Source organism: Loktanella agnita (assembly GCF_046640325.1).
Lineage (GTDB): Bacteria > Pseudomonadota > Alphaproteobacteria > Rhodobacterales > Rhodobacteraceae > Yoonia > Yoonia agnita.
Map to the genome: position 1 here is coordinate 56,693 of NZ_JBJMBF010000002.1, position 22,776 is coordinate 79,468.

The 22,776-nt window shown below is 59.2% G+C and carries 26 protein-coding genes; 11 read left to right on the forward strand and 15 right to left on the reverse strand.

The window, feature by feature from the left end; all coding sequences use genetic code 11:
* Positions 1 to 24: 24 nt before the first annotated feature.
* Together ACJ5NV_RS02330 and greA are read right to left on the reverse strand one after the other, a co-directional pair.
* Complete coding sequence (locus ACJ5NV_RS02330) at positions 25 to 993, reverse strand: hypothetical protein (protein ID WP_411642006.1); 969 nt, start codon at positions 991 to 993, stop codon at positions 25 to 27.
* Positions 994 to 1,010: 17 nt separating this feature from the next.
* Positions 1,011 to 1,481 carry a transcription elongation factor GreA gene (gene greA / locus ACJ5NV_RS02335; protein ID WP_411642007.1) on the reverse strand — a complete coding sequence of 157 codons (471 nt, stop codon included), beginning with the start codon at positions 1,479 to 1,481 and terminating at the stop codon, positions 1,011 to 1,013.
* Positions 1,482 to 1,678: 197 nt separating this feature from the next.
* Here greA and ACJ5NV_RS02340 point away from each other — a divergent pair, with 197 nt between their 5' ends.
* The gene (locus ACJ5NV_RS02340; protein ID WP_411642008.1) at positions 1,679 to 3,328 is read left to right on the forward strand and encodes an electron transfer flavoprotein-ubiquinone oxidoreductase; all 1,650 of its coding nucleotides are present in this window, start codon (positions 1,679 to 1,681) and stop codon (positions 3,326 to 3,328) included.
* Positions 3,329 to 3,431: 103 nt separating this feature from the next.
* Here the strand turns inward: ACJ5NV_RS02340 and ACJ5NV_RS02345 are convergent, their stop codons facing one another.
* The 5 genes from ACJ5NV_RS02345 to ubiA all read right to left on the reverse strand — a co-directional run bounded on the left by ACJ5NV_RS02345 (position 3,432) and on the right by ubiA (position 8,681).
* Positions 3,432 to 3,566, reverse strand: a complete 135-nt coding sequence (locus tag ACJ5NV_RS02345) for a hypothetical protein (protein ID WP_411642009.1) — start codon at positions 3,564 to 3,566, stop codon at positions 3,432 to 3,434.
* Between the two features lie 95 nt (positions 3,567 to 3,661).
* Entirely contained in the window at positions 3,662 to 5,326 is a 1,665-nt protein-coding gene (locus tag ACJ5NV_RS02350) for a DUF4139 domain-containing protein (RefSeq protein WP_411642010.1), read from the reverse strand.
* Between the two features lie 98 nt (positions 5,327 to 5,424).
* Positions 5,425 to 5,751 carry a hypothetical protein gene (locus ACJ5NV_RS02355; protein ID WP_411642011.1) on the reverse strand — a complete coding sequence of 109 codons (327 nt, stop codon included), beginning with the start codon at positions 5,749 to 5,751 and terminating at the stop codon, positions 5,425 to 5,427.
* A 14-nt stretch (positions 5,752 to 5,765) separates the two neighbouring features.
* A complete protein-coding gene (locus ACJ5NV_RS02360) occupies positions 5,766 to 7,658 on the reverse strand; it encodes an OmpA family protein (protein WP_411642012.1) in 1,893 nt (630 codons plus the stop codon).
* 57 nt (positions 7,659 to 7,715) lie between these two features.
* Positions 7,716 to 8,681: a 4-hydroxybenzoate octaprenyltransferase gene (gene ubiA, locus ACJ5NV_RS02365; RefSeq protein ID WP_411642013.1), complete on the reverse strand. Its 966-nt coding sequence runs from the start codon at positions 8,679 to 8,681 to the stop codon at positions 7,716 to 7,718.
* A 12-nt stretch (positions 8,682 to 8,693) separates the two neighbouring features.
* Between ubiA and ACJ5NV_RS02370 the strand changes: the two genes are divergently transcribed.
* From ACJ5NV_RS02370 to ACJ5NV_RS02390, 5 genes are read left to right on the forward strand one after another with little or no spacing between them, the layout of a single operon-like run.
* Positions 8,694 to 9,416, forward strand: a complete 723-nt coding sequence (locus ACJ5NV_RS02370) for a 16S rRNA (uracil(1498)-N(3))-methyltransferase (protein ID WP_411642014.1) — start codon at positions 8,694 to 8,696, stop codon at positions 9,414 to 9,416.
* Positions 9,413 to 10,033 carry a hypothetical protein gene (locus tag ACJ5NV_RS02375; RefSeq protein WP_411642015.1) on the forward strand — a complete coding sequence of 207 codons (621 nt, stop codon included), beginning with the start codon at positions 9,413 to 9,415 and terminating at the stop codon, positions 10,031 to 10,033. Before ACJ5NV_RS02370 ends, ACJ5NV_RS02375 begins: the two co-directional genes overlap by 4 nt.
* Positions 10,030 to 10,869, forward strand: a complete 840-nt coding sequence (locus ACJ5NV_RS02380) for a GNAT family N-acetyltransferase (RefSeq protein ID WP_411642016.1) — start codon at positions 10,030 to 10,032, stop codon at positions 10,867 to 10,869. The genes ACJ5NV_RS02375 and ACJ5NV_RS02380 overlap by 4 nt, the downstream gene beginning before the upstream one ends.
* Positions 10,862 to 11,380 carry a hypothetical protein gene (locus ACJ5NV_RS02385; RefSeq protein ID WP_411642017.1) on the forward strand — a complete coding sequence of 173 codons (519 nt, stop codon included), beginning with the start codon at positions 10,862 to 10,864 and terminating at the stop codon, positions 11,378 to 11,380. Before ACJ5NV_RS02380 ends, ACJ5NV_RS02385 begins: the two co-directional genes overlap by 8 nt.
* Before the next feature lie 58 nt (positions 11,381 to 11,438).
* The gene (locus ACJ5NV_RS02390; RefSeq protein WP_411642018.1) at positions 11,439 to 12,809 is read left to right on the forward strand and encodes a glutamate--cysteine ligase; all 1,371 of its coding nucleotides are present in this window, start codon (positions 11,439 to 11,441) and stop codon (positions 12,807 to 12,809) included.
* A gap of 189 nt (positions 12,810 to 12,998) precedes the next feature.
* On the opposite strand, the gene ACJ5NV_RS02395 is transcribed toward ACJ5NV_RS02390, so the two are convergent.
* The gene (locus ACJ5NV_RS02395; protein ID WP_411642019.1) at positions 12,999 to 13,343 is read right to left on the reverse strand and encodes a DUF805 domain-containing protein; all 345 of its coding nucleotides are present in this window, start codon (positions 13,341 to 13,343) and stop codon (positions 12,999 to 13,001) included.
* A 205-nt stretch (positions 13,344 to 13,548) separates the two neighbouring features.
* Positions 13,549 to 13,968 (reverse strand): hypothetical protein, encoded by a 420-nt coding sequence (locus ACJ5NV_RS02400; RefSeq protein WP_411642020.1) that lies wholly within the window; start codon positions 13,966 to 13,968, stop codon positions 13,549 to 13,551.
* A gap of 277 nt (positions 13,969 to 14,245) precedes the next feature.
* On the opposite strand from ACJ5NV_RS02400, the gene ACJ5NV_RS02405 reads away from it, so the two are divergent.
* Positions 14,246 to 14,524, forward strand: a complete 279-nt coding sequence (locus ACJ5NV_RS02405) for a hypothetical protein (protein WP_411642021.1) — start codon at positions 14,246 to 14,248, stop codon at positions 14,522 to 14,524.
* A gap of 268 nt (positions 14,525 to 14,792) precedes the next feature.
* Positions 14,793 to 15,710 carry a phosphotransferase family protein gene (locus ACJ5NV_RS02410; protein WP_411642022.1) on the forward strand — a complete coding sequence of 306 codons (918 nt, stop codon included), beginning with the start codon at positions 14,793 to 14,795 and terminating at the stop codon, positions 15,708 to 15,710.
* 138 nt (positions 15,711 to 15,848) lie between these two features.
* Here ACJ5NV_RS02410 and plsY read toward each other — a convergent pair whose 3' ends face one another.
* The 6 genes from plsY to ACJ5NV_RS02440 all read right to left on the reverse strand — a co-directional run bounded on the left by plsY (position 15,849) and on the right by ACJ5NV_RS02440 (position 20,657).
* Positions 15,849 to 16,481 carry a glycerol-3-phosphate 1-O-acyltransferase PlsY gene (plsY, locus tag ACJ5NV_RS02415; RefSeq protein ID WP_411642023.1) on the reverse strand — a complete coding sequence of 211 codons (633 nt, stop codon included), beginning with the start codon at positions 16,479 to 16,481 and terminating at the stop codon, positions 15,849 to 15,851.
* On the reverse strand, positions 16,481 to 17,761 hold the full coding sequence (gene pyrC, locus ACJ5NV_RS02420) for a dihydroorotase (RefSeq protein WP_411642024.1): 1,281 nt from the start codon (positions 17,759 to 17,761) through the stop codon (positions 16,481 to 16,483). Before pyrC ends, plsY begins: the two co-directional genes overlap by 1 nt.
* The gene (locus ACJ5NV_RS02425) at positions 17,758 to 18,363 is read right to left on the reverse strand and encodes a hypothetical protein (protein ID WP_411642025.1); all 606 of its coding nucleotides are present in this window, start codon (positions 18,361 to 18,363) and stop codon (positions 17,758 to 17,760) included. Before ACJ5NV_RS02425 ends, pyrC begins: the two co-directional genes overlap by 4 nt.
* Positions 18,360 to 18,884 (reverse strand): hypothetical protein, encoded by a 525-nt coding sequence (locus tag ACJ5NV_RS02430; RefSeq protein ID WP_411642026.1) that lies wholly within the window; start codon positions 18,882 to 18,884, stop codon positions 18,360 to 18,362. The genes ACJ5NV_RS02425 and ACJ5NV_RS02430 overlap by 4 nt, the downstream gene beginning before the upstream one ends.
* Positions 18,885 to 18,945: 61 nt before the next feature.
* Positions 18,946 to 19,902 carry an aspartate carbamoyltransferase catalytic subunit gene (locus ACJ5NV_RS02435; protein ID WP_411642027.1) on the reverse strand — a complete coding sequence of 319 codons (957 nt, stop codon included), beginning with the start codon at positions 19,900 to 19,902 and terminating at the stop codon, positions 18,946 to 18,948.
* A 50-nt stretch (positions 19,903 to 19,952) separates the two neighbouring features.
* Positions 19,953 to 20,657, reverse strand: a complete 705-nt coding sequence (locus tag ACJ5NV_RS02440) for a hypothetical protein (RefSeq protein WP_411642028.1) — start codon at positions 20,655 to 20,657, stop codon at positions 19,953 to 19,955.
* 163 nt (positions 20,658 to 20,820) lie between these two features.
* Between ACJ5NV_RS02440 and ACJ5NV_RS02445 the strand changes: the two genes are divergently transcribed.
* From ACJ5NV_RS02445 to moaB, 3 genes are read left to right on the forward strand one after another with little or no spacing between them, the layout of a single operon-like run.
* The gene (locus tag ACJ5NV_RS02445; protein ID WP_411642029.1) at positions 20,821 to 21,606 is read left to right on the forward strand and encodes a uracil-DNA glycosylase; all 786 of its coding nucleotides are present in this window, start codon (positions 20,821 to 20,823) and stop codon (positions 21,604 to 21,606) included.
* Positions 21,603 to 22,196, forward strand: coding sequence for a metallophosphoesterase family protein (locus ACJ5NV_RS02450; RefSeq protein WP_411642030.1), 594 nt, complete (start codon positions 21,603 to 21,605; stop codon positions 22,194 to 22,196). The genes ACJ5NV_RS02445 and ACJ5NV_RS02450 overlap by 4 nt, the downstream gene beginning before the upstream one ends.
* Complete coding sequence (gene moaB, locus ACJ5NV_RS02455) at positions 22,197 to 22,739, forward strand: molybdenum cofactor biosynthesis protein B (protein ID WP_411642031.1); 543 nt, start codon at positions 22,197 to 22,199, stop codon at positions 22,737 to 22,739. It begins immediately after the preceding gene.
* The last annotated feature ends 37 nt before the right edge of the window (positions 22,740 to 22,776 follow it).

The window sequence follows — 22,776 nt, forward strand, 5'->3', positions numbered from 1 at the left end:
GCGCTAATCTGGACCGAAAATGCGTCAGTCGAAAGTCCCCGTGGCCCGCGCCAGCAGCATAAAGGCGCGGGCGGTGCGGGTTTCTGACAGTTCCAGAAGGTCATCATCGGTGGCGTGTTCCGCAAAGACCAGCAGCATCTGATCAAAGCGCCGCAGGAAATGGTGCACCGCATCGCGGAAAATCGTATCTTCGCGCATCCGCCCGGCGGCCAGCATCAAAGGCTCCTTGGTGCGGACTGCGCCCAGTCGGTCAATACTTTTACCGCGTTCCCCACCGGCAAACCGCCGCCAAAGCCCGGCTGTGCCCGGTTCTGCCTCAAGCTCGTCCATAAAGATGCCGTCCTGCGACAAGAGCGTCAAAACGTCCTGACTTGCCTGCACCAGTTTACGTGAATTGCGGTCGCGTAGCGCCCGGCGCAGCGCGGCGAAACCCTCTTCGTCATGTTCGTCATCGGGAAAATTCAGCGCGCGCACCAGATCGGGGCGCTGCAGCGGCGGGTCCATGTCCTCTGGCCGGGTGCCAAGCGCCAGTCTGGGCTGGTCACTTGCGACAGGGGCAGGCTGCGGCACGATCAGTTTAGAGATCACACGGCGACGTGCGGGGCGCGGGGTGTAGCCGGCGGGCGTGGTGGCCGGTTTTTCGGCGGGCTTTTCTGCAACGGTGACCTGCTTGATGGCTTTTTCCGTTTGGATTTTCTGGCGCATGGCGTCGATAGCTGCCTGCATGCGAAAAGATTCCGCACGCGCGATCCGGGCGGATTTTGCAGCGGCGGCAGCGACCCAGATCATCGCAACCGGCGTGAAGATCGCCACCAGCAGCAAGACCAGACGCAGACTGTCAAAGCCTTCGGCGGTGCTGATTTGCGGCGGCAAGACCCAAAAGAACACGCCAACAGCGGCCAGCCACGCAAAAGACAGCGCAGCGGCGATCACCCCTGCGCTGGTTGTATCTGCGGCCTTAGCGGCCGATGGGCTGATAGGATGTTGCGCCATGCCGCCCTCGTACGCTTTTACTGATAGGTAATCTTGAGGATCTCGTAACTGCGCATCCCGCCGGGGGTGCGGACCTCGACGCTGTCGCCTTCTTCCTTACCGATCAGTGCGCGGGAAAGCGGGGATTTCATATTCAGCTTGCCGTTTTCGATGTTAGCCTCGTATTCGCCAACAATCTGATAGGTCTTTTCTTCGTCGGTATCTTCGTCCACGACCTGCACCGTGGCACCGAATTTGATCGGCCCGGTCAGTTTCTTCGGATCGATCACATCGGCCAGTGAAATCACGCCTTCCAGCTCTTTCACGCGGCCTTCGATAAAGGACTGCTTTTCCTTCGCAGAATGATATTCCGCGTTTTCGGACAGATCGCCATGCTCGCGCGCTTCGGAAATCGCGCGGATGATGGCAGGCCGTTCGACGGACTTCAGATGCTTCAGTTCCGCATCCAGCTTTTCGAACCCGGCACGGGTCAGAGGTATCTTTTCCATATTGCCCCCAAGGCAAATTCTATCAATCGGACGTTCATAGCCTATCAGGGCATATCATAGTCAAGCCCCGTCGCAATCGGGCGCACCATCTGCACGTTTTGACGTGGTGTATTGATTGCCCCTTATTCGGTCATCAGGTAACCCTTGCTGCGACTGAATAAAAGGGGTTCTGCCCCCGCTTTGTAAAGGATGTGCCGATGGCCGAGATTGAACGCGAAGCAATGGAATATGATGTGGTCATCGTGGGTGCAGGTCCTGCGGGCCTGTCAGCGGCGATCCGGCTAAAGCAGTTAGATGCCGATTTGAACGTTGTTGTGCTTGAAAAAGGGTCCGAGGTGGGCGCGCATATCCTGTCAGGCGCGGTGCTGGACCCGGTTGGCTTGGACAAACTGATCCCCGATTGGAAAGATAAAGGCGCCCCGCTGAACGTGCCTGTCAGTCAGGATAATTTCTATATGCTGGGCGAGGCAGGCAAGCTGCGCGTGCCCAATTTCGCCATGCCGCCCCTGATGAACAATCACGGCAACTACATCGTGTCGATGGGCAATGTCTGCCGCTGGATGGCCGAACAAGCCGAAGAACTGGGCGTGGAGATTTTCCCCGGCATGGCCTGTTCTGAACTGGTCTATGGCGACAATGGCGAAGTCAAAGGCGTGATCGCCGGTGAATTCGGCAAAAACCCCGATGGAACGCCTGGCCCGTCTTATGAGCCGGGTATGGAACTGCACGGAAAATACGTCTTCCTAGGTGAGGGCGTGCGCGGGTCGCTGTCAAAACAGGTCATCGAAAAATTCGCCCTGTCTGCCGGGCATGACGTGCAGAAATTCGGGCTGGGCATGAAGGAAATCTGGGAAATCGATCCTGCCAAGCACCGTGAGGGCACAGTCACCCACACGATGGGCTGGCCGCTTGATGGCAATGCCGGGGGCGGGTCCTTTATCTATCATCTGGAAAACAATCAGGTCTATGTCGGCTTTGTCGTGCACCTGAACTACAAGAACCCGCATCTTTTCCCTTACATGGAATTCCAACGGTTCAAACATCATCCGATGGTGGCCGACCTGCTGAAAGGTGGCAAGCGCGTCGCATACGGCGCGCGGGCGATTTCCGAAGGCGGGTATCAGTCGATGCCGCAGCTTGAATTCCCCGGTGGCGCGCTGCTGGGCTGTGCGGCGGGCATGGTCAATGTGCCCCGCATCAAGGGCAACCATAACGCTATGCTGTCGGGTATCGCCGCAGCTGATGCGGCGCTGGCCGCCATCAAGGCCGGGCGCGGTGGTGATCTGCTGGGCGGTTATGATACGGCTGTGCGCGAGGGTGAGATCGGTAAGGATCTGAAGAAGGTCCGCAATGTCAAACCGCTCTGGTCAAAATACGGCTTGCTGGCCGGGATGGGTCTTGGCGGCATGGACATGTGGGCAAATACGCTGGGCTTTTCGCTGTTTGGCACGCTCAAGCACGGAAAGTCGGATGCAGAGGCGACGGAAGAGGCCAGCCAACATCAACAGATTGATTATCCCAAGCCAGATGGCGTCCTGTCCTTTGACCGGCTGACCAATGTGTCTTTCAGCTTTACCAATCACGAAGAAAGCCAGCCCGCGCATTTGCAATTGAAAGACCCGTCCGTGCCGGTGGACATCAACCTGCCGAAATATGCAGGCCCCTCTGCGCGCTACTGCCCGGCGGGCGTGTATGAGTTCGTGAGCGAAGAGGGCAAGGATACACGCTTTGTCATCAACTTTCAGAACTGCGTGCATTGCAAGACCTGCGACATCAAGGACCCGGCGCAGAATATCAACTGGACGGTCCCGCAGGGTGGTGACGGGCCGAATTATCCGAATATGTGATTTGCATGGGGGTTGGCCTAGCCGCCCCCACAAGACCGCGCGGTGAAAGCACTACAGAGCAACATCGTAAGGTGGGTTTCAACCCACCCGACCCGAATTCGCGCTAGTGCTGTTTCATATCCTGCTCGAAAAGCTTCGCTGTTTCTTCCTGCGTCGGCTTTCGTGAACCGAGCGGTGTGTTGGTATTGGCAATGTCCTGTTTGGGGGACCGGCCAAGCATCAGTAAAACACGTTTCATCGCAAACAACCCCCTGCGTAACCTGATATAAATCAGTCACGTCAGGGGGTTGGAAGAAGTTTCAAAAACAATCGCAAATTGCGGCGGTTATTCGCTTAGCGCAGGACGTAGCCGCTTGGCCAAGTCAATGTATAGTCCAGACGCACCTCTTGTTTTTCACCGGCGGGCACTGTCAGGTCCCATTCCAGAATGCCGCGCTGGTCTTCGGGCGCGCGCCGGGTGATGGATGGGCTGGCGGTCACGTCGACCTCTAGGTCATCCTGTTCGGAATAGGGGATCGCGTCGCGTAGCAGCACGTCCCACGTTTGCCCTGTCAGGTTCTCTACTGTCATGACGGCCTGTTCGGTCAGCCGGTTGGAACTGCTGAACACGCCCACATCGCCTTCGGATTTATTCGGGATCGCGCGGGTCAGGCGCAGCCCGTCCAGCGGACCAAACCCCATTTTGGTATCCGCACCGGCGGCGAGCAGTGGCAGGTTGCTGAACCCGATCATTGTGCCGTCGGCGATCAGCATGGCCTGTCCGGGCAGCAGCACTTCTTGCGTATCATTGGTGAATTCAGCCATGCGATAGGCGATCTGGTCGCCGCTTGGCACCGCCTCGGCCCAGACATCGGCGTCTAGTTCCAACGTATCAAGCGGCATGCGCAGGTCTTCAACCCCGTTGCGGATATCGACCCGGCCCGGATAAGTGTAGCTGACAGTTGCACCGCTGAAATCGGCGGTGGCCTTGAACGGGGCCGGGGCTGCAACAGCATCAGCGGCGATAGAGGCCATCGGGGCTTCCATCATTTCCATCTCCGGGGCTGACCCACGGGCCAAGGGAATGGGGCGGTCCAGATCATCTTCGGAAATGATCCGTCGCAACTGTGGCCACGGCTGGCCGGGGGCGATGCGTTCGCCGGGGCGGGCGGTGGACAGAACCAGTTTCACATCCAGCCAGTCCTGACCGGTCTCTTGCGACACGACCACGCCCCGTTCGATATCAAGGGTCGCATCATCACCGGTCGTCAGCCGCATGTCATAGACCGGCGACCAGTTGGCATAGCCTTCCATACTGCTGATATCGATGGTGACTTCACCTGCGGCGGCGGTCTCTACCGTGAAGGTCAGCACGCTGCCGTCCTGCTTGGGGGCCATCAGCGCGGATAGGGCGCGGCGGGCATCCTGCAGCGCCTCTTGATCATCCTCGCGGGCGCGTTCTGCGGCTTGTGCTTCTTGTTCGGCGGCAAAGGCGGTCTGGCGGATGTTCAGCGTTTCAGTGCCCACCATCTGCGCCAGCGCCTGTATATCGGCAATGCTGCTGCCGGTCAGCGTTTCGCCTGCGCTGGCTTGGCTGAGGCTTTGCAGAAAGGCCAGCTGTTCTTCGGCCGCCTGCACGCGCAGCCGGATTTCCGCAATGGCGGCATCGCGTTCGCGCAGCACGCCTTCGAGGCGTTCAACTTCTTCCTCTGCCGCGACGATTTCGGGTGTGGTTTGATCCGGCGTCACGGGCAGCCGGTCATGGGCGAGGCTGACAGCGCCGATTTCCACCCCCTGCGGCGCGGCAAGGCGCAGCCCTTCGCTACGCAGGCCCTGCGGCAGGTCGGGAATGGTAATATCGTGACGGCCAGCGGGCAGGTCCAGCGTCACCTGCCGCATGACAGTGGCCGCGCCGGGGTAGATCGTGACGGTATCAACACGGGCTGCGCCGGTGATGCTGTCGGCAAAGGCGGGGGCGCAAAGTGCGATCAGGCTGGTGGTCAGAAAGGGGCGGATCATGCTGGTTCTCCTGCAAGGTTGCATATCTTTGATAATGCTTTGACGCGGGCGATCCAGTGATCCTTGGCAGGTCTGGAAATTATTTTTCCGGCCCCCCGTCAGCGCGCGTTCTGGCGTTCCACATAGGCGCGCAATTCTTCCGCCTCGCGCCGGGCTTCGCGCAGCCCGTCCATTGCGGCGCGCAGTTCTGCCTCTGTCTGGGACAGTTGGTTGGTCATCTCTGCTTCGCGCTGCTGCAGATAGGTGATCGCCTGATCGCGGGTTTCCTCGGCTTCGTGCAGGGCTTGGGCCATCTTGTCCAGCTCGCCGATTTCGGCCTTGGTCACGCGGGTAAACCGGTTGACCAGCCAACTGGCAAACCAGCCAAGCACGAAAGCTACAAAGAGGATAACGGCAGTGGCGATGATGAATTCGGTTCTGTTCAACTGTCTGGCCTTGTCTATTCGCTGTCAGGGGCTGTGTCGCTGTCGATCGGGGTGTCTTCCGCGATTGCGTCAAGCGTTGATGTGTCTTCAGGGATTGGGTCGGGCACGATCAGATTAAATTCGATCCGCCGGTTGGCTTCGCGTCCTTCCTCGGTGCCATTGTCGGCAATCGGGTTTTCTTCGCCGTAACCGACGGCGTCAAAGGTGCCCACCGGCACCCGCCGGGCACGCAGCGCGGTCAGCACCGCCTCTGCCCGCTGTTGCGACAACTGCTGGTTCATTTCTTCGCGGCCCTGGCTGTCGGTAAAGCCCGCCACCTCGATCCGCAGATCACCGCATTGTTTCAGGATCTCGGCGATTTCATCAACAACCGGCTGTGTTGCGGCGGTGATATCGGCAGAGCTTGGGTCAAAGATGATCTTGCTGTTCGCCGTCACCGCTTTGATTTGGGCGATACATTCGTCAGCCGTGGGCAGGCTGGCGACCGGGTCGAGCTGTTCGATATAGGTCACATCAATTTCGAACACTGCGCCCTGACCCAGCTTGGCGATCAGCAAGCGCGAGATTTCGGCGCTCGCATCCGGATTGCCGGTGTTGCCGCGTACAGTGATCGTTTCAGGCTGCACCACGACCGAACCGTTGGACAACTTTGACAGCGCCTCGATTCCCGCCAGCACCCGCACGGGCCAGCCTTGGGGCAGACCTTCGACGATCCGCGTGCCCATGGTCAGTTGCCGCTGACCGAATTTCGCGATGGCAAAGTTTTCGGCCACCGTGTTGGTGATGTCGTCAGGGATACGCCCGCGCAGCTGCACCTGTCCTTCGGGGCTGAGCGTGGCGGTGAATTGTGGTGTGCCGCCGGGGATTTCCTCGGGCGGTCTGGGTAGTTCTGCGGTCAGCGCGAACGCCTCGGGCAGGGCATTGGCAAGCTCGCCCACCACATCGTCGAACGTGCCTTGGCCGGTGCTCATCGGCGCGACCAGCGTGACATCAGTATCGGCGATGGTGATGGTGCCGCCGCCAAGCTGGCTGACCGCGGAAATGGACAGGGCCACCGCCTCGCCCCATGTGCGCGACGGGGCGCCCAGCGCCAGCGTGCAATTGGGGCGGGTTTCCAGCCCGGCCTCTGTGGCGGCGGCAAAGATCGCATCGCGGGCCTCTTCGGTGTCTGCAGCACAGGCATCGAAATGCGGGCCGGTTTCATCAATCAGAAAGCGCGTCGTAAAGGGCGAGATTACAGGGCGTGGCGCGCCGATATCCACCGCCAGCCGCACGCCGGCGGGGGTGTTGCGGGCCAGTCGGGCCTCAAGGTCGCGCTTTTCTTCGGGGCTGTCAGAGATCGCGTTGATCGTTACCCGGTCAGCATTGACCGAGATTTTCGAGCGCGGCAGCAGTTCCAGCGCCCGTAAGGCGTAAGTCATCGCGGGCCGCCATGTGTCGGGGGCGGGGTAATCGCCGACCTCTAGCAAATCCGTCACCGGCTGGCCGTCTGCGATATCGGTGATCCTTGCTGCAAGGTCATCACGGTTTGTGGTGGCCGGGATCAGCCCGATCAGTGACACGCCCCTGTCATTGCGCAGAATTTCGATTGCGAAAGCAGGCGGGGCGATCTGGGCCGAATCGGCGACGGACAGATTGTCGATCACCCGGCTGGCATCCACCATCTCGCCCGCGGCAGAGATCGCGCGGAACCGTGTTGCCTCTGTCGGGGCGACCCCTTCGAGGATCACCTGTAGCCCGTCACCTAGAACAGAAGCCCATTCGTAGCCTTGATTTATAAGGCTTTTCTGCACCGAAACGACAGATCGTTCCTCGACGATGCTGACGGTGGTACGGGCGGCTACGCCAGAGGCGATCGCGGCAAGGGCAAAGACGGCGAGACGTATGAATATGGCTGAAAGGCGCATGGGGGTCCGTTTGTTTGGCGTGACTTAGTGCATAGGCCTAGCCGCGCCGGGGATCAATCACACCAGAAGCGCAACAGCGAAAAACGGCAGGGGGATCAGCCCGGCATTCCGATTGGACCGAAACAACCTTAGCAACATGGCATTATCATCGGCGTCGAACCGCTGGGTTTGCCAGGTCATATGCCAACCCAGCGCCCAAGGCCCGCCGATGGCAATCACAAGTGACAGCAGCGATCTGTCCATACAGGCCAGCACCACAGCCCCCAGAAACAACAATACGGTGACCGTCATGAATAGTCGTAGCCATTTGCGCGTGGTGTCCCCGAACAGTCTGGCGGTTGATTTCACCCCGATCAGCGCGTCATCTTCGGTGTCCTGATGGGCGTAGATCGTGTCATAAAACAACGTCCAGCCGATCCCGGCCACGTACAGAATCAGCGGCACCGGCCCGAGGCTGTTGGTATGTGCCGCCCAAGCCAGCAACGCGCCCCAGTTAAAGGCCAGCCCCAGAAAAATCTGCGGCCACCATGTGAACCGTTTGGCAAATGGATAGATGGCCACAGGGGCAAGCGCCACGATCCCCAGAATGATCGCTGTCTTGTAAAACGTTAGCAGTATCAAAAACGCAAAAAGCGCCTGCGCCGCCATCCAGATCACTGCGCCACGTACGGTTACCTGCCCCGATGGGATTGGCCGCGACCGTGTGCGCGCAACGGCCCCGTCGATATCGCGGTCGGTGATATCATTCCATGTGCAGCCCGCCCCGCGCATCAGGAACGCACCTACGGCGCAGCCTGCGATGGTCCACAGATCATGCGTGCTGGCGCTATCGGTCGCCAACATCGCCAGCGCCAGCCCCCACAGGCAGGGGATATATAGCAACCAGGTGCCGATGGGCCGGTCCGCCCGGCTGAGCCGCAGGAAAGGGCGCGTTGCAGCGGGGGCTAGCGTGTCGACCCAGTTTCCCTTTACCGCATCAGCGACGGTACCCGTCACCTCTGGCGTCTCGACGTTCTCGGTCATATGGTCCGCCTCATGGTATCGAAGGTTCGGCTTTTTGTAGATCACCCATTGGGGGAAGCGCAAACGGTTCCGCTGTCGCGGGATCAGGCGCATTATCTGTTTGGGGTGATGCGGCTGGATCAGAGGGCGGTCATATCGCTGATTAACGGCGCAGATGGCGAATGGGATGCCGAAGTGATTCAAGCGAGCAAAAAAGGCGGTGTGCTGCTGTGTCACACGCAGACCCGCCCGTTGCAGGTACCGCCTGACCTGTGGTTTCTCTTTGCCCCGATCCGCAAGGAACGCACGGCTTTTATCGTGGAAAAAGCGGTTGAGATGGGGGCGGCCCGCGTGATGCCGGTGCAGACCGACTTTACCCAAGCCGCGAACCGCGTGCGGCAGGACAAGCTACAGGCCCACGCGGTTGAGGCCGCTGAACAATGCGGCGGCACATTTGTCCCCCCGGTGGATGAGGTGACGCGGCTGGACAGGCTGCTGGCCGATTGGCCCGCCGGCCGTCAGCTGATGTTTTGTGACGAACTGCTGATCGGCGATCCGGTGGCATTGCCCGACAGCCCCGGCCCTTGGGCGATCCTGATCGGGCCCGAAGGCGGTTTTTCCCCCGCAGAACGCGACCGACTGCGCGGGTTGCCCTATGCGCATCCTATCAGCCTTGGCCCGCGCATCCTGCGCGCTGACACAGCGGCGGTGGCGGCGCTGACCGTCTGGCAACAGGCCTTGGGGGATTGGGGGTGACCCAGCCGCCGACGATCACGCTACATCTGTACCTTGCCGCTGCGGCTGAACGGGGCGTCATCTTGCGACAGGGGCCGTCACGGCATTTCTGCATGATTGGATGGGACACCCAGACCGATAGCTTCGATATCGGGCAATGGGTCAAGCAAAAGATCTATACAGAGCGTTGTGACATCTCACCTGATGGCCGGCACTTCCTCTATTTCATACTGAACGGGAAATGGTGCACGCCAGCGCAGGGTACGCATACTGTGATCAGCCGCGTGCCTTATTTTTCGGCGCTCGCATTGTACCCACAGGTCGATACCTGGGGCGGCGGTGGTTTCTTCATTGATGACGAAACCTACCACATTGAAACAGCGGCGGGCACCAAGGATATCATCGGTAAAGCCGCTGGTCTGCGCCGGGTGCAGGGGGATGATTGGCCGTCGCAGTCAGGGGCAAAGCCGATCATGCAGGACATCGACGGCATAATCGCGCGCAAGGAACGGTATGTGACCGAGGGGGCAAAGCTCTATCGGCGCACCGCGGATGGCGGGCGGGCGTTGATCCGCGATTTCGCGGAGCTGCATTTCACCTCTGTCGCGGCGCCGTATGACGCAGGTGTCGGGGCATGATCCCGGGGACCGAAGCCGACCGCGCCGCCATTGAGGCATTTTTGCGTGCCCATGTGGCGATCTCTATGTTTCCGCTGTCCAACCTTGCCCGGCATGGGATGGCGGGGGGGCATGGGCGCGCTGTGCGGTTCTGGGTGAAATGGCAGGCGGGTGCGCTGACCGATGTCTTGATGCTGACCGAAGGCGGGCTTGTCTTTCCCTGCTGCCCGACCGCCCCTTGGGGCGATGTCCGGGTGGTCCTTTCGGGCCGGGCGATTGCTGGCGTGTTGGGGGATCAGCGTCAGGTCAGGCCCCTGCGTGATGCGCTGGGGTTGGGGAACGCTGCGGGTTTGGATGTGGTCGAGCCGCACTACCACCTGCCCCTTGCCGATCTACGTTTGCCGGATTGCGCGGGATACGATCTGGTCCCGATATCACAGGCGCAGCGTGCACTGGCGACGGCGTGGCGCGAGGCTTATATACGTGAAACGCTGCCCATGCCGGGCGAGGACCCCGCACAGAAAGCGCTGGATGATGTTACGCAATTTATCGCAGCGGATACGCACCGGCTTTTGTTGCAGGCGGGGGTGCCTGTTGCCATGACCGGGTTTAACGCACGGGTGCCTGCGGCAGTTCAGGTGGGCGGCGTTTATACACCGCCGGATCTGCGCGGTCAGGGCCACGCCCGCCGTGCCGTCGGTCTGCACTTGCAAGAGGCGCGCCAGAAGGGCGCACATGAGGCGATACTATTTGCGGCCAATGCCCCCGCTGCCCGCGCCTATGAGGCGCTGGGTTTTGGGCACATTGGTGAATTCGCCGTTGTTATCTATCAAACACCACAGGTGATCCATGTCTGACTTTATCCGCCCCGAATTGCGCGCCTTCATGTGGCGCTGGCGCGATGTGCTGATGGGGGCGGTGCTTGCTTTGCTGGGACTGTGGTGGGGGCTGGGTGGCGTCGGGATTAGCCGCTGGCTGGGTTATACAACCATTGCGCTGGGGATCATCTGGGCGGTCGCCGGTGTGCAGCGCGCGCGGTTCCGGCAGGGCGGTGACGGGCCGGGCGTTGTACAGATCCGCGAACGGCGGTTGGCCTATTTCGGCCCGCTGGATGGCGGCGTGATCGACGTGGATGATATGACCATGCTGGAACTGGACCCCGAAGGATACCCTTCACCCCATTGGGTGCTCAGTGGGGTGGGTGGGCAGCGGATTGCGATCCCGGTGAACGCCACCGGCGCGGAAGACCTGTTTGATATCTTTGCCGGACTGCCCGGTATCAAGACGACAGTGATGCTCGATCTGCTGTCGCGCAGCCCTGACAAACGCGTGATTGTTTGGACTAAAGTCAGACCTCTCTTGCATTGACACCGCCCTTGCGGCAGGTCACCGATAACATTCTGCATGCAAGAACGGAGCCACCTTCATGTCTATTCCACAGTCCGGCGGTGGCCCGATTGAAAACTACGCGCAACTGGTCGAGGTGCTGTCGAAAGGCTGCAAGCCCAAGGATCAATGGCGCATCGGGACCGAGCATGAAAAATTCGGCTATTGTCAGGATGGCCTGCTGCCGCTGCCCTATGACGGCGAGCGGTCGATCAAAGCGGTGCTGGAGGGCTTGGAGACACGCTTTGGCTGGGACCGCGTGGCAGAGGGCGGCAAGATCATCGGCCTGACCAAAGACGGCGCGAACGTCAGCCTTGAACCCGGCGGCGCGCTGGAATTATCCGGTGCCCCGCTCGAGACGATCCACCAGACCTGCGACGAGGTGAACGAACATCTGGCCGAAGTGAAATCCGTCGCGGATGAGATTGGGGTGAAATTCATCGGTCTGGGCGCCGCGCCGGAATGGACGCACGACCAAATGCCCCTGATGCCCAAGGGCCGCTACAAGCTGATGAACGACTATATGGAAAAGGTCGGCACGATGGGCACGGCGATGATGCGCCGGACCTGCACGGTGCAGGTGAATCTGGACTTCGGGTCAGAGGCGGACATGGTGCAAAAGATGCGCGTCGCCGTTGCGTTGCAGCCTGTGGCAGTCGCGCTGTTTGCCAGCTCGCCTTTTTTTGAAGGTCAGCTAAATGGCCATAAATCCTGGCGGTCGCGCATTTGGCGCAGCCTTGATGACGCCCGCACCGGCATGCTGCCTTTCGTGTTTGATGACGGTTTCGGGTTCGAAGCTTGGGTAGACTGGGTGCTGGATGTGCCGATGTATTTTGTCTATCGCGACGGCAAATATATCGACGCGCTGGGCCAGTCATTTCGCGATTTCTTGAAGGGTGAGCTGCCCGCGCTGCCCGGTGAAAAACCCCTGATCAGCGATTGGGCCGATCACCTGACCACCGTCTTCCCCGAAGCGCGGGTGAAGCAATTCATCGAAATGCGCGGTGCGGATGGTGGGCCTTGGCGCCGTTTGTGCGCGCTGCCTGCCTTCTGGGTGGGGCTGATGTATGATCAAACGGCGCTCGACGCCGCGTGGGACCTGTGCAAACACTGGACCGACGAACAGCGCGAGGCGCTGCGCGTGGCCGCATCCGTTGATGGGTTGCAGGCACAGGTGGATGGGATCAACATGCATGATCTTGCGCGACAAGTGCTCGCGATTTCCGAGGCAGGGCTCAAAGCCCGCGCCCGCCCCGGTGTCGGCGGGCTGGTGCCGGACGAGACGCATTTCCTGAACGCGCTGAAAGAAAGCGTGGAAACGGGCAAGACCCTCGCGGATGAATTGTTGGATCACTATCACGGCGATTGGAATGGCGATCTGAAACGCATCTATGCGGAGTATGCGTATTAGAGCGTTTCGGTTTTAACTTGAAACATCGCAGATCACCAATTGCGTTTGAGCCTCAGGCGAAAGGCGGCGATTGGTGATCCAAGTATAAACCGAAATGCTCTAAAGCGTTATGCGTTGAACACGCCTGCCGCAAAAGAAAAACCCCGCCATAGGCGGGGCAGTCTTGGGAATTAAAAGTAACCTGCGGGATCAGGCTGCGGGGTCAGCACCGTATTTGTTGGGACCTTTTGTCCCTTCAAGCGCGCAGATCACCAGCAGGGCGATCCCACCGACAAGCGGTACAAGGGCGATCAAACACCACCAGCCGATCATGTCGCGGTCGTGCAGACGACGCACGGCCACTGCGATGCCGGGCACCAGCAGGGCAAGCGAGACGATATAAGCGACAAAGCCAAGCCCGATCATGCCAAATATGAAGGTTGCAACTAGGTTCGCGGCAAAGCTGAATAGTGCAAACCACCAGAATTCTGACCGGCGTGCGCGGCCGCTGAAATCTGCATATTTGTCTTTGAGGACGGTACGAACTGCTGTCATGAAATCCAAGGGAGCTCTCCAAATGATATATCGCGAAATGCGAGGTTGCGATTAATTGACGCGGCAGACGCAAAAATGAAAGCGGCATTATTTTTATCGGCAAGACATTGCCGCTCTTCAATTTTTAAGCGTGTTTTTATGTGTGCGTTCGCGTTACGAGCGCGTCTACCCACGCATTTCAATCGAAATGCGTTAATCCTTGCGATCACAGCCATCGGGGTGAAAGCTTGCGTAGAGCATGCCAAAGGCACCTGCGTAAAGCGGCGCGAAGATCACGCCGAATACCGTGAAAAAAAATTGCGAGGGTCAGGGCGTCCTGCAGCGGCTCTCTCAGTGCAAAGACAAATGTGCAAAGCGGCAGGTTCAGCAGGTTCCCCTGAAGCCCCAGCGGCGCATAGTTCATGAAGCTCGGTTCGACGCGCCCAACCGCCCAAAACAATATGGGTGTGCCGATCACCAGATACGGAATGGCCGCGAAAGGCAGAGCGACCACCGGTATGATGGCCCAAAAGCTGAGCGCTGTCACAAATAGCGGGGCCAAGAACAGCGCGGCGACGAATGCAACCGGGTTGATGTCAAAGCGCGGGCCCCGTTCCCCACCGTCTAACTTTGTAAATTCAGTCATTTTAAATACTCCACAGCGAATTTTCACTCAGACTTCGGAAGAAACCGCGCGATCCGCGCGCCCAGCTTCAGCGCGGCCATCTGTACCCCGCGAGGCAGGCGGGCCACATCTGTGTACCATCTGTCAATCCAACACGCAGGCGGTATCAGACTGCACCCTATTGCTGTGCCGATTAGCCACAGTTGGCATCTGAATGGGGTGCACAATTTAGGGGAGATTGACGTGGATTTTTGTTATTCTTAAACGTGGACGCCTGTTAAGTAAAAAGGAATATCTCATGCGTGATTTCTTCATTCGTTCGCTTGATCTGTTGATTGGATTATTTGTCATTCTTGCTATTTTGGGTGTTTTGCTGGCCGCTTTTGCGGCGACGTCCGGCGGAATGTCCGGACCAAACGGTGCGCCGGTCGGCGGTGGCCCGATTGCCGGGCTTTTGGTTCTGGTGCTGGGATTGCTTTATGTCTGTTTCGTTGCCGGTTTCATGTATCTGGGCCTTGGCATCTACCACAACACACGGCGCACTGCTGACGCGGTCGAACGCATGGCGGGTAAATAAATACCCGTCCGACCTCATAAAAAGCCCGGCGTGCTACGCCAGCCCTTTGTATTTCGTGGTGTAATGCAATCATCGGTATCGATGAATGCGCGCGCCGACCAAAGTTGCGCAGCGAGGAACAGTCCGCGATAATCTCTTCGCGCGCCTGTTGACGGTCCCCGTCGCAGTATGGACGCCTGATGTGCGGGACAGAGTTGCCATCCATAAATTCCGTCAGAATGTCGTCTTTTGGTGGTCGTCAAACATGATGGGTTAAAACGAGATCACTATGAACGACATTAAAATGCCGGAAAGCCTTGAGTCCGCCATGCACATACTTGGAACGACGGCAGTCAAATTCGCACAAATGACTGGTGGGTTTTCTCATCTCTCGTGGTTAGTGGACTGCGCTGACAACAGGCGCGTTGTGGTGCGTCAAGGAGGGTCAGACGCGACAATTGAGGCAGCCGTTCTGACTTTGGCAAATGAGGTTGTTCCGACACCTAGAGTAATAGCTGCGGCTAATGACTTGACGGTGTTAAGTTTTGTCGAGGGCCAGACGCTGGAGCATGTTCTGCGAACCTGTAAAACTGAAAACCTGTCAAAGCTCGCAAATGCCCTTGGAGAGTTTGTTTCTCGCATTGGTTCGGTGGAGTTCCAACGTCCGGGCTTTTTTACAACCGAGAGCCTCGAAGTGGCAGATGCAGAACCGTGGTCGCAACGACTCACAGCGTTTTGCACAGATCAGCTCGCTTCGTCCGATCGTTTTACGGCAGCGACAACAAATGCGTGGATCAAGCTTTGCGAAGACAGTGCCGAACTCTTGAAGCCCGTAGATCATTTTCGTCGACTGGTTCACTCAGATATGAACCCGAAAAACATTATCGTTAGGCATCAAGATAATGAATGGCATGTCGCCGCTTTTATTGACTGGGAGTTTGCGTATTCAGGTTGCCCGTTCGCGGACGTCGGAAACTTTTGTCGGTTTAACCATGATTATTCAAAAAAATTTCTTGAAGCATTCGTTTCAGGATTTGAGAATGCGTGTCCTTACCTGACAAAGAACTGGCAACGACAGGCTCGTATATTGGATATGTTTGCTCTGACGGCTCTCGCTGCAAAGCCACGTGGTCATGCCGTCGGAGACATGGCTGAGACCATTATTCAGAATTGGGCTGCCCGGGGGATACCACTACTCGTTTCGTGACTGGCAAAGCGGCCATTCGCCTCATCGCAGCAGCACGGTCACTCTGGGCTCGGACCGGTCGTTGGAAGACTGTGAGGCCGCGGTCGATAGGCTGCACCACAAAATGCAAAAGCCCCGCGTTCTGCGGGGCTTTCTTACTTATTCGGTTGATGTTTTCGGGACCCCGGCACTTGCCCCAATCTTGGTCTCATCCCCGGCACGCAGCCGCTGAATATTGCTCCAGTGCCTTGCATACATAATCAGGCACAGAATGATCGCAAGAAAGAAGCTGCTGCCATAGCCAGTGAATGCCATAATGACCGGCAGCCACCCCGCAGCGACCAGTGCGGCAAGCGATGAATACCGACTGACCAGCGCAACGATCAGCCAGATTGCACAGGCGGCCAGCCCGATGGGCCATGCGTAGCCAAGGAAAATCCCCAGATAAGTGGCGACACCCTTGCCGCCCTTGAAATTCAGCCAGACCGGAAAGCAATGCCCGATAAAGGCCATCAGCGCGGCCAGTTGCACCGCATCTTCCCCGGCAAAGGCACGGGCCAGCAGCACAGCCACAGCCCCTTTTAGCGCATCGCCGACCAGCGTCAGCGCGGCGGCGCGCTTGTTGCCGGTGCGTAGTACATTGGTGGCACCGATATTGCCGGACCCGATGTCACGCAGATTGCCAAGGTTCATCGCCCGCGCGATCAGAACCCCGCTGGGAATGGACCCCAGCAGATAGCCGATCACTGCCCAGACAAGCAGGATCAGCGGTGGTGTGATGAAATCCGGCATTAGCTGGCTCCCCATATTTTGTGACCATCCACCCAGGTCCCCAGCACCTTGCCCTGCATCCGTGCGCCATCAAAGGGGGTGTTTTTCGATTTTGAATGCAACTGTGTCCGATCCAACTGAAACGGTGCGTCGGGATCAAAGAGGATCAGATCAGCAGGGGCGTCAGCCTGCAACCGCCCGGCGGCGAGCCCAAGGATGCGGGCCGGGTTCAGTGACAGCGCCCGGAACAGGCGAGGCAGGTCGATCAGCTCTGCATGGCAAAGCCGCAATGCGGCGGGTAACAGCGTTTCCAGCCCCACCGCCCCGCTGGCGGCCTCTTCATACGGCAGGCGCTTGCTTTCTTCGTCCTGCGGTGTGTGCATTGAACAGATGATGTCGATCAGCCCGTCCGCCACAGCCTGCACCACGGCCAGCCGGTCATCTTCGCTGCGCAATGGCGGCTTGAGCTTAAAGAACGTCCGGTAATCGGCCACGTCCATTTCATTCAGCGTCAGGTGATGGATGCCAACCCCGGCGGTGATATGCAGCCCGTTCCGCTTGGCCCGTTCCAGCGCGGGCAGGGCGCGGGCGGTGGTGATTTGGTCCGCGTGGTAGCGCGCCCCGGTCATTTCCAGCAGGCTGATATCGCGGTCCAGCCCCATGCGTTCGGCCATCGGCGACACGCCGGGCAGACCACGGAGCGAGGCGAACTTGCCGGACGTTACCGCCGCGCCTTCGGACAGGATGGGTTCCTGTACATGGCCGATCACCAACGCATCCAGACTGCGGGCATAGGTCAGCGCACGGCTGAAGACCTTGGTGTCCGCCACGACCCGGTCGCAATCGGTAAAGGCCACCGCACCGGCATCCTGCAGGAACCCGATCTCTGTCATTTCGCGGCCCGCGCGGCCTTTGGTCAGGGCGGCCATCGGCAACACATGCACCGGCGCATCCTCCTGCGCGCGGCGCTCGACGAATTCCAGCGTTTCCGGCGTGTCGATGGCAGGCAGTGTGTCGGGGCGGGTCACGATGGTGGTCACACCGCCCGCCGCCGCCGCCCGCCCGGCAGAGCGGAAGGATTCCTTGTGCCGTTCGCCCGGCTCACTGACCTTCACCCCGATATCGATGATACCGGGAGCAAGGCACATGCCGCCGCAATCAATAACAGCAGCGCCTGCGATATCCGGCGTGTCATCATAGGTGGCGACAATCTTGCCGTCCGCGACCAAAAGCGCGCCGGGCTGATCAGTCAGCGCCACAGGGTCGATCAGGCGGGCATTGATAAAGAGTGTTTGTGTCATGTCTGGTGTTTGTCGCGTTCTATGGCTTTGGCTTGGACATCGCGGAGAAGCTTATAAACCGCCATCCCGTTTGCGATATGTTCGAAACCGATCTTACGGCGCTTACGGTCGCCATCTGAATCGGTTGTGACTTCGGTGAAGAAATAGACCGTGTCAAACCGGCCTTCCTGCAATTCAATGCTGTTATCGCCGGTGATCGGATAGCTTTGCATAGTGTGCTGCCACCAGCTTGTCGCGATATAGGCGCGCTTGTTGGTCACCGCGTAGCGGATCAGCTGATGCGCATAACGATTGGTAATCCACGGCCCAAAGACCAGCGCGGCCCCGGCGCCGACAAAAGGCAATGCAAAGAGCACCATGAAGATCCCGCCACCCAAGTTGTTCACGTCGCCGCTAAAGATGCCGGCCAGTCCGGTGCCGAATGTCGCTAACCCGGTGAACAGGAAGGGGAGGCCGAAAACAGTCATGAATATCATGCCAACGGATGTTCTGCCCCCCGGTTCAGGCTTGCCTTCCCATAGCAGCGTCTCGCGTCCGTGGAAATAATCCTCCCAGTGCTCTGACTTGGGCTTGGGTTTGATGCGTTGCAGCAGGCCGATCATCCGCCGACCCAGACCATCACGGCGACCAGCGCGAAAAGCAACAGCAGCGCGACCATCGCCACCATACCGCCAATCCTTGCGTCGGATTTGGGCGGTTTGCCGGACGGATCGCCGATGATGCCATCTGCGGCGGGGCTGCGCAGCGGCTCTGACACCTTGATCTGTGCATTGGGCACATAGGTGGTGACATGCCGAATGCCGGAGGCGGGTTTCAGCACCATCTTGCGACCACGAGAGGCCCGCGACATTACCAGAATGGCCCAGCCTTCGATCCCGTTCACCGCCGGGATGTCATGCGCTTCGGCATGCATGTCATAGCCTTGGGCAATGTAGTCGGTCAGCGCCATGGAACTGAGATCGTCGATCTTGATGATGTCGATGTAATTGGGGTCCAGCGTATCGATCCCGAAAAGCTCTGCCAGCCCTTCAGGGGATTTCGACTGCGCCTCGGCGGACAGCGCTTCGGGGGCCTGAAACACCCGAATATGGCCGTAATCGTCGCGGGGGATTTCAATGGTCACGTCAGCTCCTTTTTCATCAAGGGGCGGATTGCGGGGCGCCAGGGTAGAGCAGCGCGGCGCTTCATACCAGGACCTCTTGCGGGCCACGGGCGGCGCGTAGGTTCCGCGCCAGCAGCTCCATCGCGGCCATGCGCACGGCGACGCCCATTTCGACCTGTTCCTGAATGACGGAGCGGTTGATGTCGTCGGCGATGGTGCCGTCGATTTCCACCCCCCGGTTCATTGGCCCCGGATGCATCACAATCGCATCGGGTTTGGCATGGGCCAGCTTGGTGGCGTTCAGCCCGTAGCGGTGGAAATATTCCCGCTCTGACGGGATAAAGCCGCCATCCATCCGTTCCTTTTGAAGGCGCAGCATCATTACGACATCCACGTCTTTCAGCCCTTCCTCCATGTCCTGGAACACCTCGACCCCGAATTCAGCAATGCCAGATGGCATCAGGGTGGGCGGGGCGATCAGGCGGATACGGTTTTCCATCTTGCCCAGCAGCATGATGTTGGACCGGGCGACGCGGGAATGGGCGATATCGCCACAGATCGCGATGGACAGCCGGTGCAGCCGCCCCTTGGCGCGACGGATCGTCAGCGCGTCCAGCAGCGCTTGGGTCGGGTGTTCGTGACGACCATCGCCCGCGTTCAGCACGGCACAGTTCACCTTTTGCGCCAGCAGGTCCACCGCGCCGGAATGCGGGTGGCGGACCACCAGCAGATCAGGGCGCATCGCGTTCAGGGTCAGCGCCGTGTCGATCAGCGTCTCGCCTTTTTTGATGGAGGACGCCTGCATCCCCATATTCATCACGTCAGCGCCAAGCCGCTTGCCTGCCAGTTCAAAACTGGCCTGCGTCCGGGTGGAGTTTTCGAAAAACATGTTGATCTGCGTCAGCCCGGCCAGCACATCGCGATGGGCGATCCCCTTGCGGTTATGATCGGCATAGCTGTCGGCAAGGTCCAATAGCGCAGTGATTTCAGTCGGATGCAGCGGTTCGATGCCCAGCAGATGTTTGGCATTGAATGTCATGATGGCCCCTTGATCGTGTCACCTCGCTTATAGCAGTCCACAAGATGGTATCAATGTGCTGCGGGGCAGCGCAGTGTGGGTTGGGGCGTCCAGAGATCCCATGGCACCATGAATTTCCCCTGACGGTACGACCAGTTGCCATAGCGCGGGCCGTCAGGGCCTTGGATGACCAAGATCGCATGGGCCTGCCAGTCACTTTTGTCAAAGGTCAAAAAGGTAAGGTCGCTGGCCTGCCCGCTAAACCGACGTTGTTCATTGAGGTAAATGCAGTAGGTGGACCCTTGCGCTGCGTCATTGGCGGAACGCTGGATTTTGCTGGGGTAGGTGGCACTGTAAAGTGTCAAAGCGATCAGTCCAATGGCGAGCCCGGCTAAAAATGTCTGCCCGCGTAAAATGCTAATCAGCCAAGCCCCAAGGCCAATACCAATTAAAGTGAAATGAAGTAGTATCGCGTGTGTGCTCCCGCCAAATTTAGTAAAGCACAGCATGAAGATGATCGCTGCAACGCCTACGCCATTGCCTATGGCGAGTAGCCATGGCCACTTGAGCCTTGGTAACGTGAGCGGCTGGCCGCCATATGTGGCGCAGAACATCACAATCCGTAGTAATAGTGCCGCACAGGAAAAGGCTACGATGACCATGAAACTAAGCGCGATGAGCGCATCGATGTAGGATGTCTTATTGTGGTGAAGGTCAGGCAATAGCAGTGTGAACGCTCCGTACAAGAGACAAAGCACATTCGCCCAGACCCACATGGGCCGCCACGGCAGAAAGAGCAAAGGTCCCGCCAAGGCCCCGATAATGATACAGAGTATTCCCATGACCTTGACCTAGCCGATGGCGCCATGCCGCTTTCGTCATGACTTGAGCAGCTTTTGTGCACTGCACATCCGCGTCGATCCCGCGTAACCTGTCCTTATGGATTCGGGTGAGACATATTGGGCGGACCGCGCTGCGCTGGAATGGCAGGTCGAATTGGGCATTGTGGATGCGATCCTTGATGACCCAGTGGACCGCTACGCGCTGGAGGCCGCCAAGCCCAAACCAAAACCCAAATCGGCAGATCTCGCCGGGCCGCCCCCCATTCCGCAACCGCAGGACATCGACACAGTGGCCGAAGCCCGCGCCGCCGCCGCCGGTGTCGCCGATCTGCCCGCACTTGCCGCCGCGATGCAGGCGTTTGACCATTGCGAGCTGAAAAAAGGTGCGCGCAGCTTCGTCTTTTGCGATGGTCTGGCAGAGGCGCGCGTGATGATCGTGGGCGAAGCACCGGGCCGGGAAGAGGACAGGGCAGGCCGTCCCTTTGTGGGCCGTGCAGGCCAGTTGCTCGATCGGATGTTGGACGCCATCAGCCTGGGCCGTCACCAGACCGACCCCGCCCGTGCCGTCTATATCACCAATGTGCTGCCGTGGCGGCCGCCGTCGAACCGCGCACCGGAAAAAGACGAAATTGCGATGATGCTGCCGTTTCTGGAACGGCATATCGCGTTGGCAAATCCCGACGTGCTGATCCTGATGGGCAACACCCCCTGTCAGGCGCTTCTGGGCAAGACCGGTATCACACGGATGCGCGGGCACTGGGTTGATGTGCTGGGCAAGCCAACCCTTCCCATGTTCCACCCCGCCTATCTGCTGCGCAATCCCATCGCGAAGCGCGAGGCTTGGGCAGATCTTCTGGACCTGAACGCAAGGTTAAAATCATGAAAATCCTCGCCTTTTCCGATCTGCATCTGGCCCGCGCCCGCGCCGCCGCAATTGTCGCCGCCAGCGCAGAGGCTGATCTGGTGATCGGGGCCGGGGATTTCTGCAATATGCGCCAAGGGTTGGATCAGGCGATGGCGCTGCTCGATGGGATCAAATGTCCCTTTGTTGCTGTGCCCGGCAACGCCGAAAGCGCGGATGAATTGCGCGCGGCTGCGGGGCCAGACATCACTGTGCTACACGGGCAGACCGCCCATGTGGACGGGCTGGATATCTTTGGCATCGGTGGCGGCATTCCCGTAACCCCCTTTGGTGACTGGTCTTTTGACCTGACCGAACAACAGGCAGAGGCGATGCTGAAACACTGCGACCACGCCGATATCATCGTCAGCCATTCCCCGCCCAAAGGGATTGCTGATCAAACCTCTGCCGGGCACTCCGTCGGCTCCACCGCTTTGCGCGACGCCATCGTGCGGATCGGTCCGAAATATGTGTTCTGCGGGCATATCCATGACAGCTGGGGGCAAACCGGCACAATCGGGCGCAGCCAGGTGCACAACCTTGGACCCACCGTAAACTGGTTTGAGGGATAGATGAGCCGGATTGACGAAACCAAAGATTTCATGCCGGTGCGCATCGCGGTACTGACCGTCAGCGACACGCGGCAAATGGCGGATGACAAATCCGGGCAGGTGCTGGTGGATCGGATCGCGGCTGCGGGCCATGTGCTCGCCGACCGCAAGATCATCGCGGATGAGCGTGACCAGATCGCGGATCAGCTCCGCGCTTGGTGCGCGGGTGAAAACGTGGATGCGGTGATTTCCACCGGCGGCACCGGGCTGACCGGGCGTGATGTGACGGTCGAGGCGCATCGCGATGTTTATGAAAAGGAAATCGACGCGTTCGGCACGGTCTTTACCATCGTTAGCATGCAAAAGATCGGCACCTCAGCGGTGCAAAGCCGGGCGACGGCGGGGGTCGCGCAGGGCACCTACCTGTTTGCACTGCCCGGCAGTCCCGGCGCGTGCAAGGACGCGTGGGATGAAATCTTAGGCAAACAGCTCGATTATCGGCACCGTCCCTGTAACTTTGTTGAGATCATGCCGCGGTTAGACGAACATTTGCGACGGAAATAATGATCTGCTGCGTATAACCATGCGTAACCTGTATGCA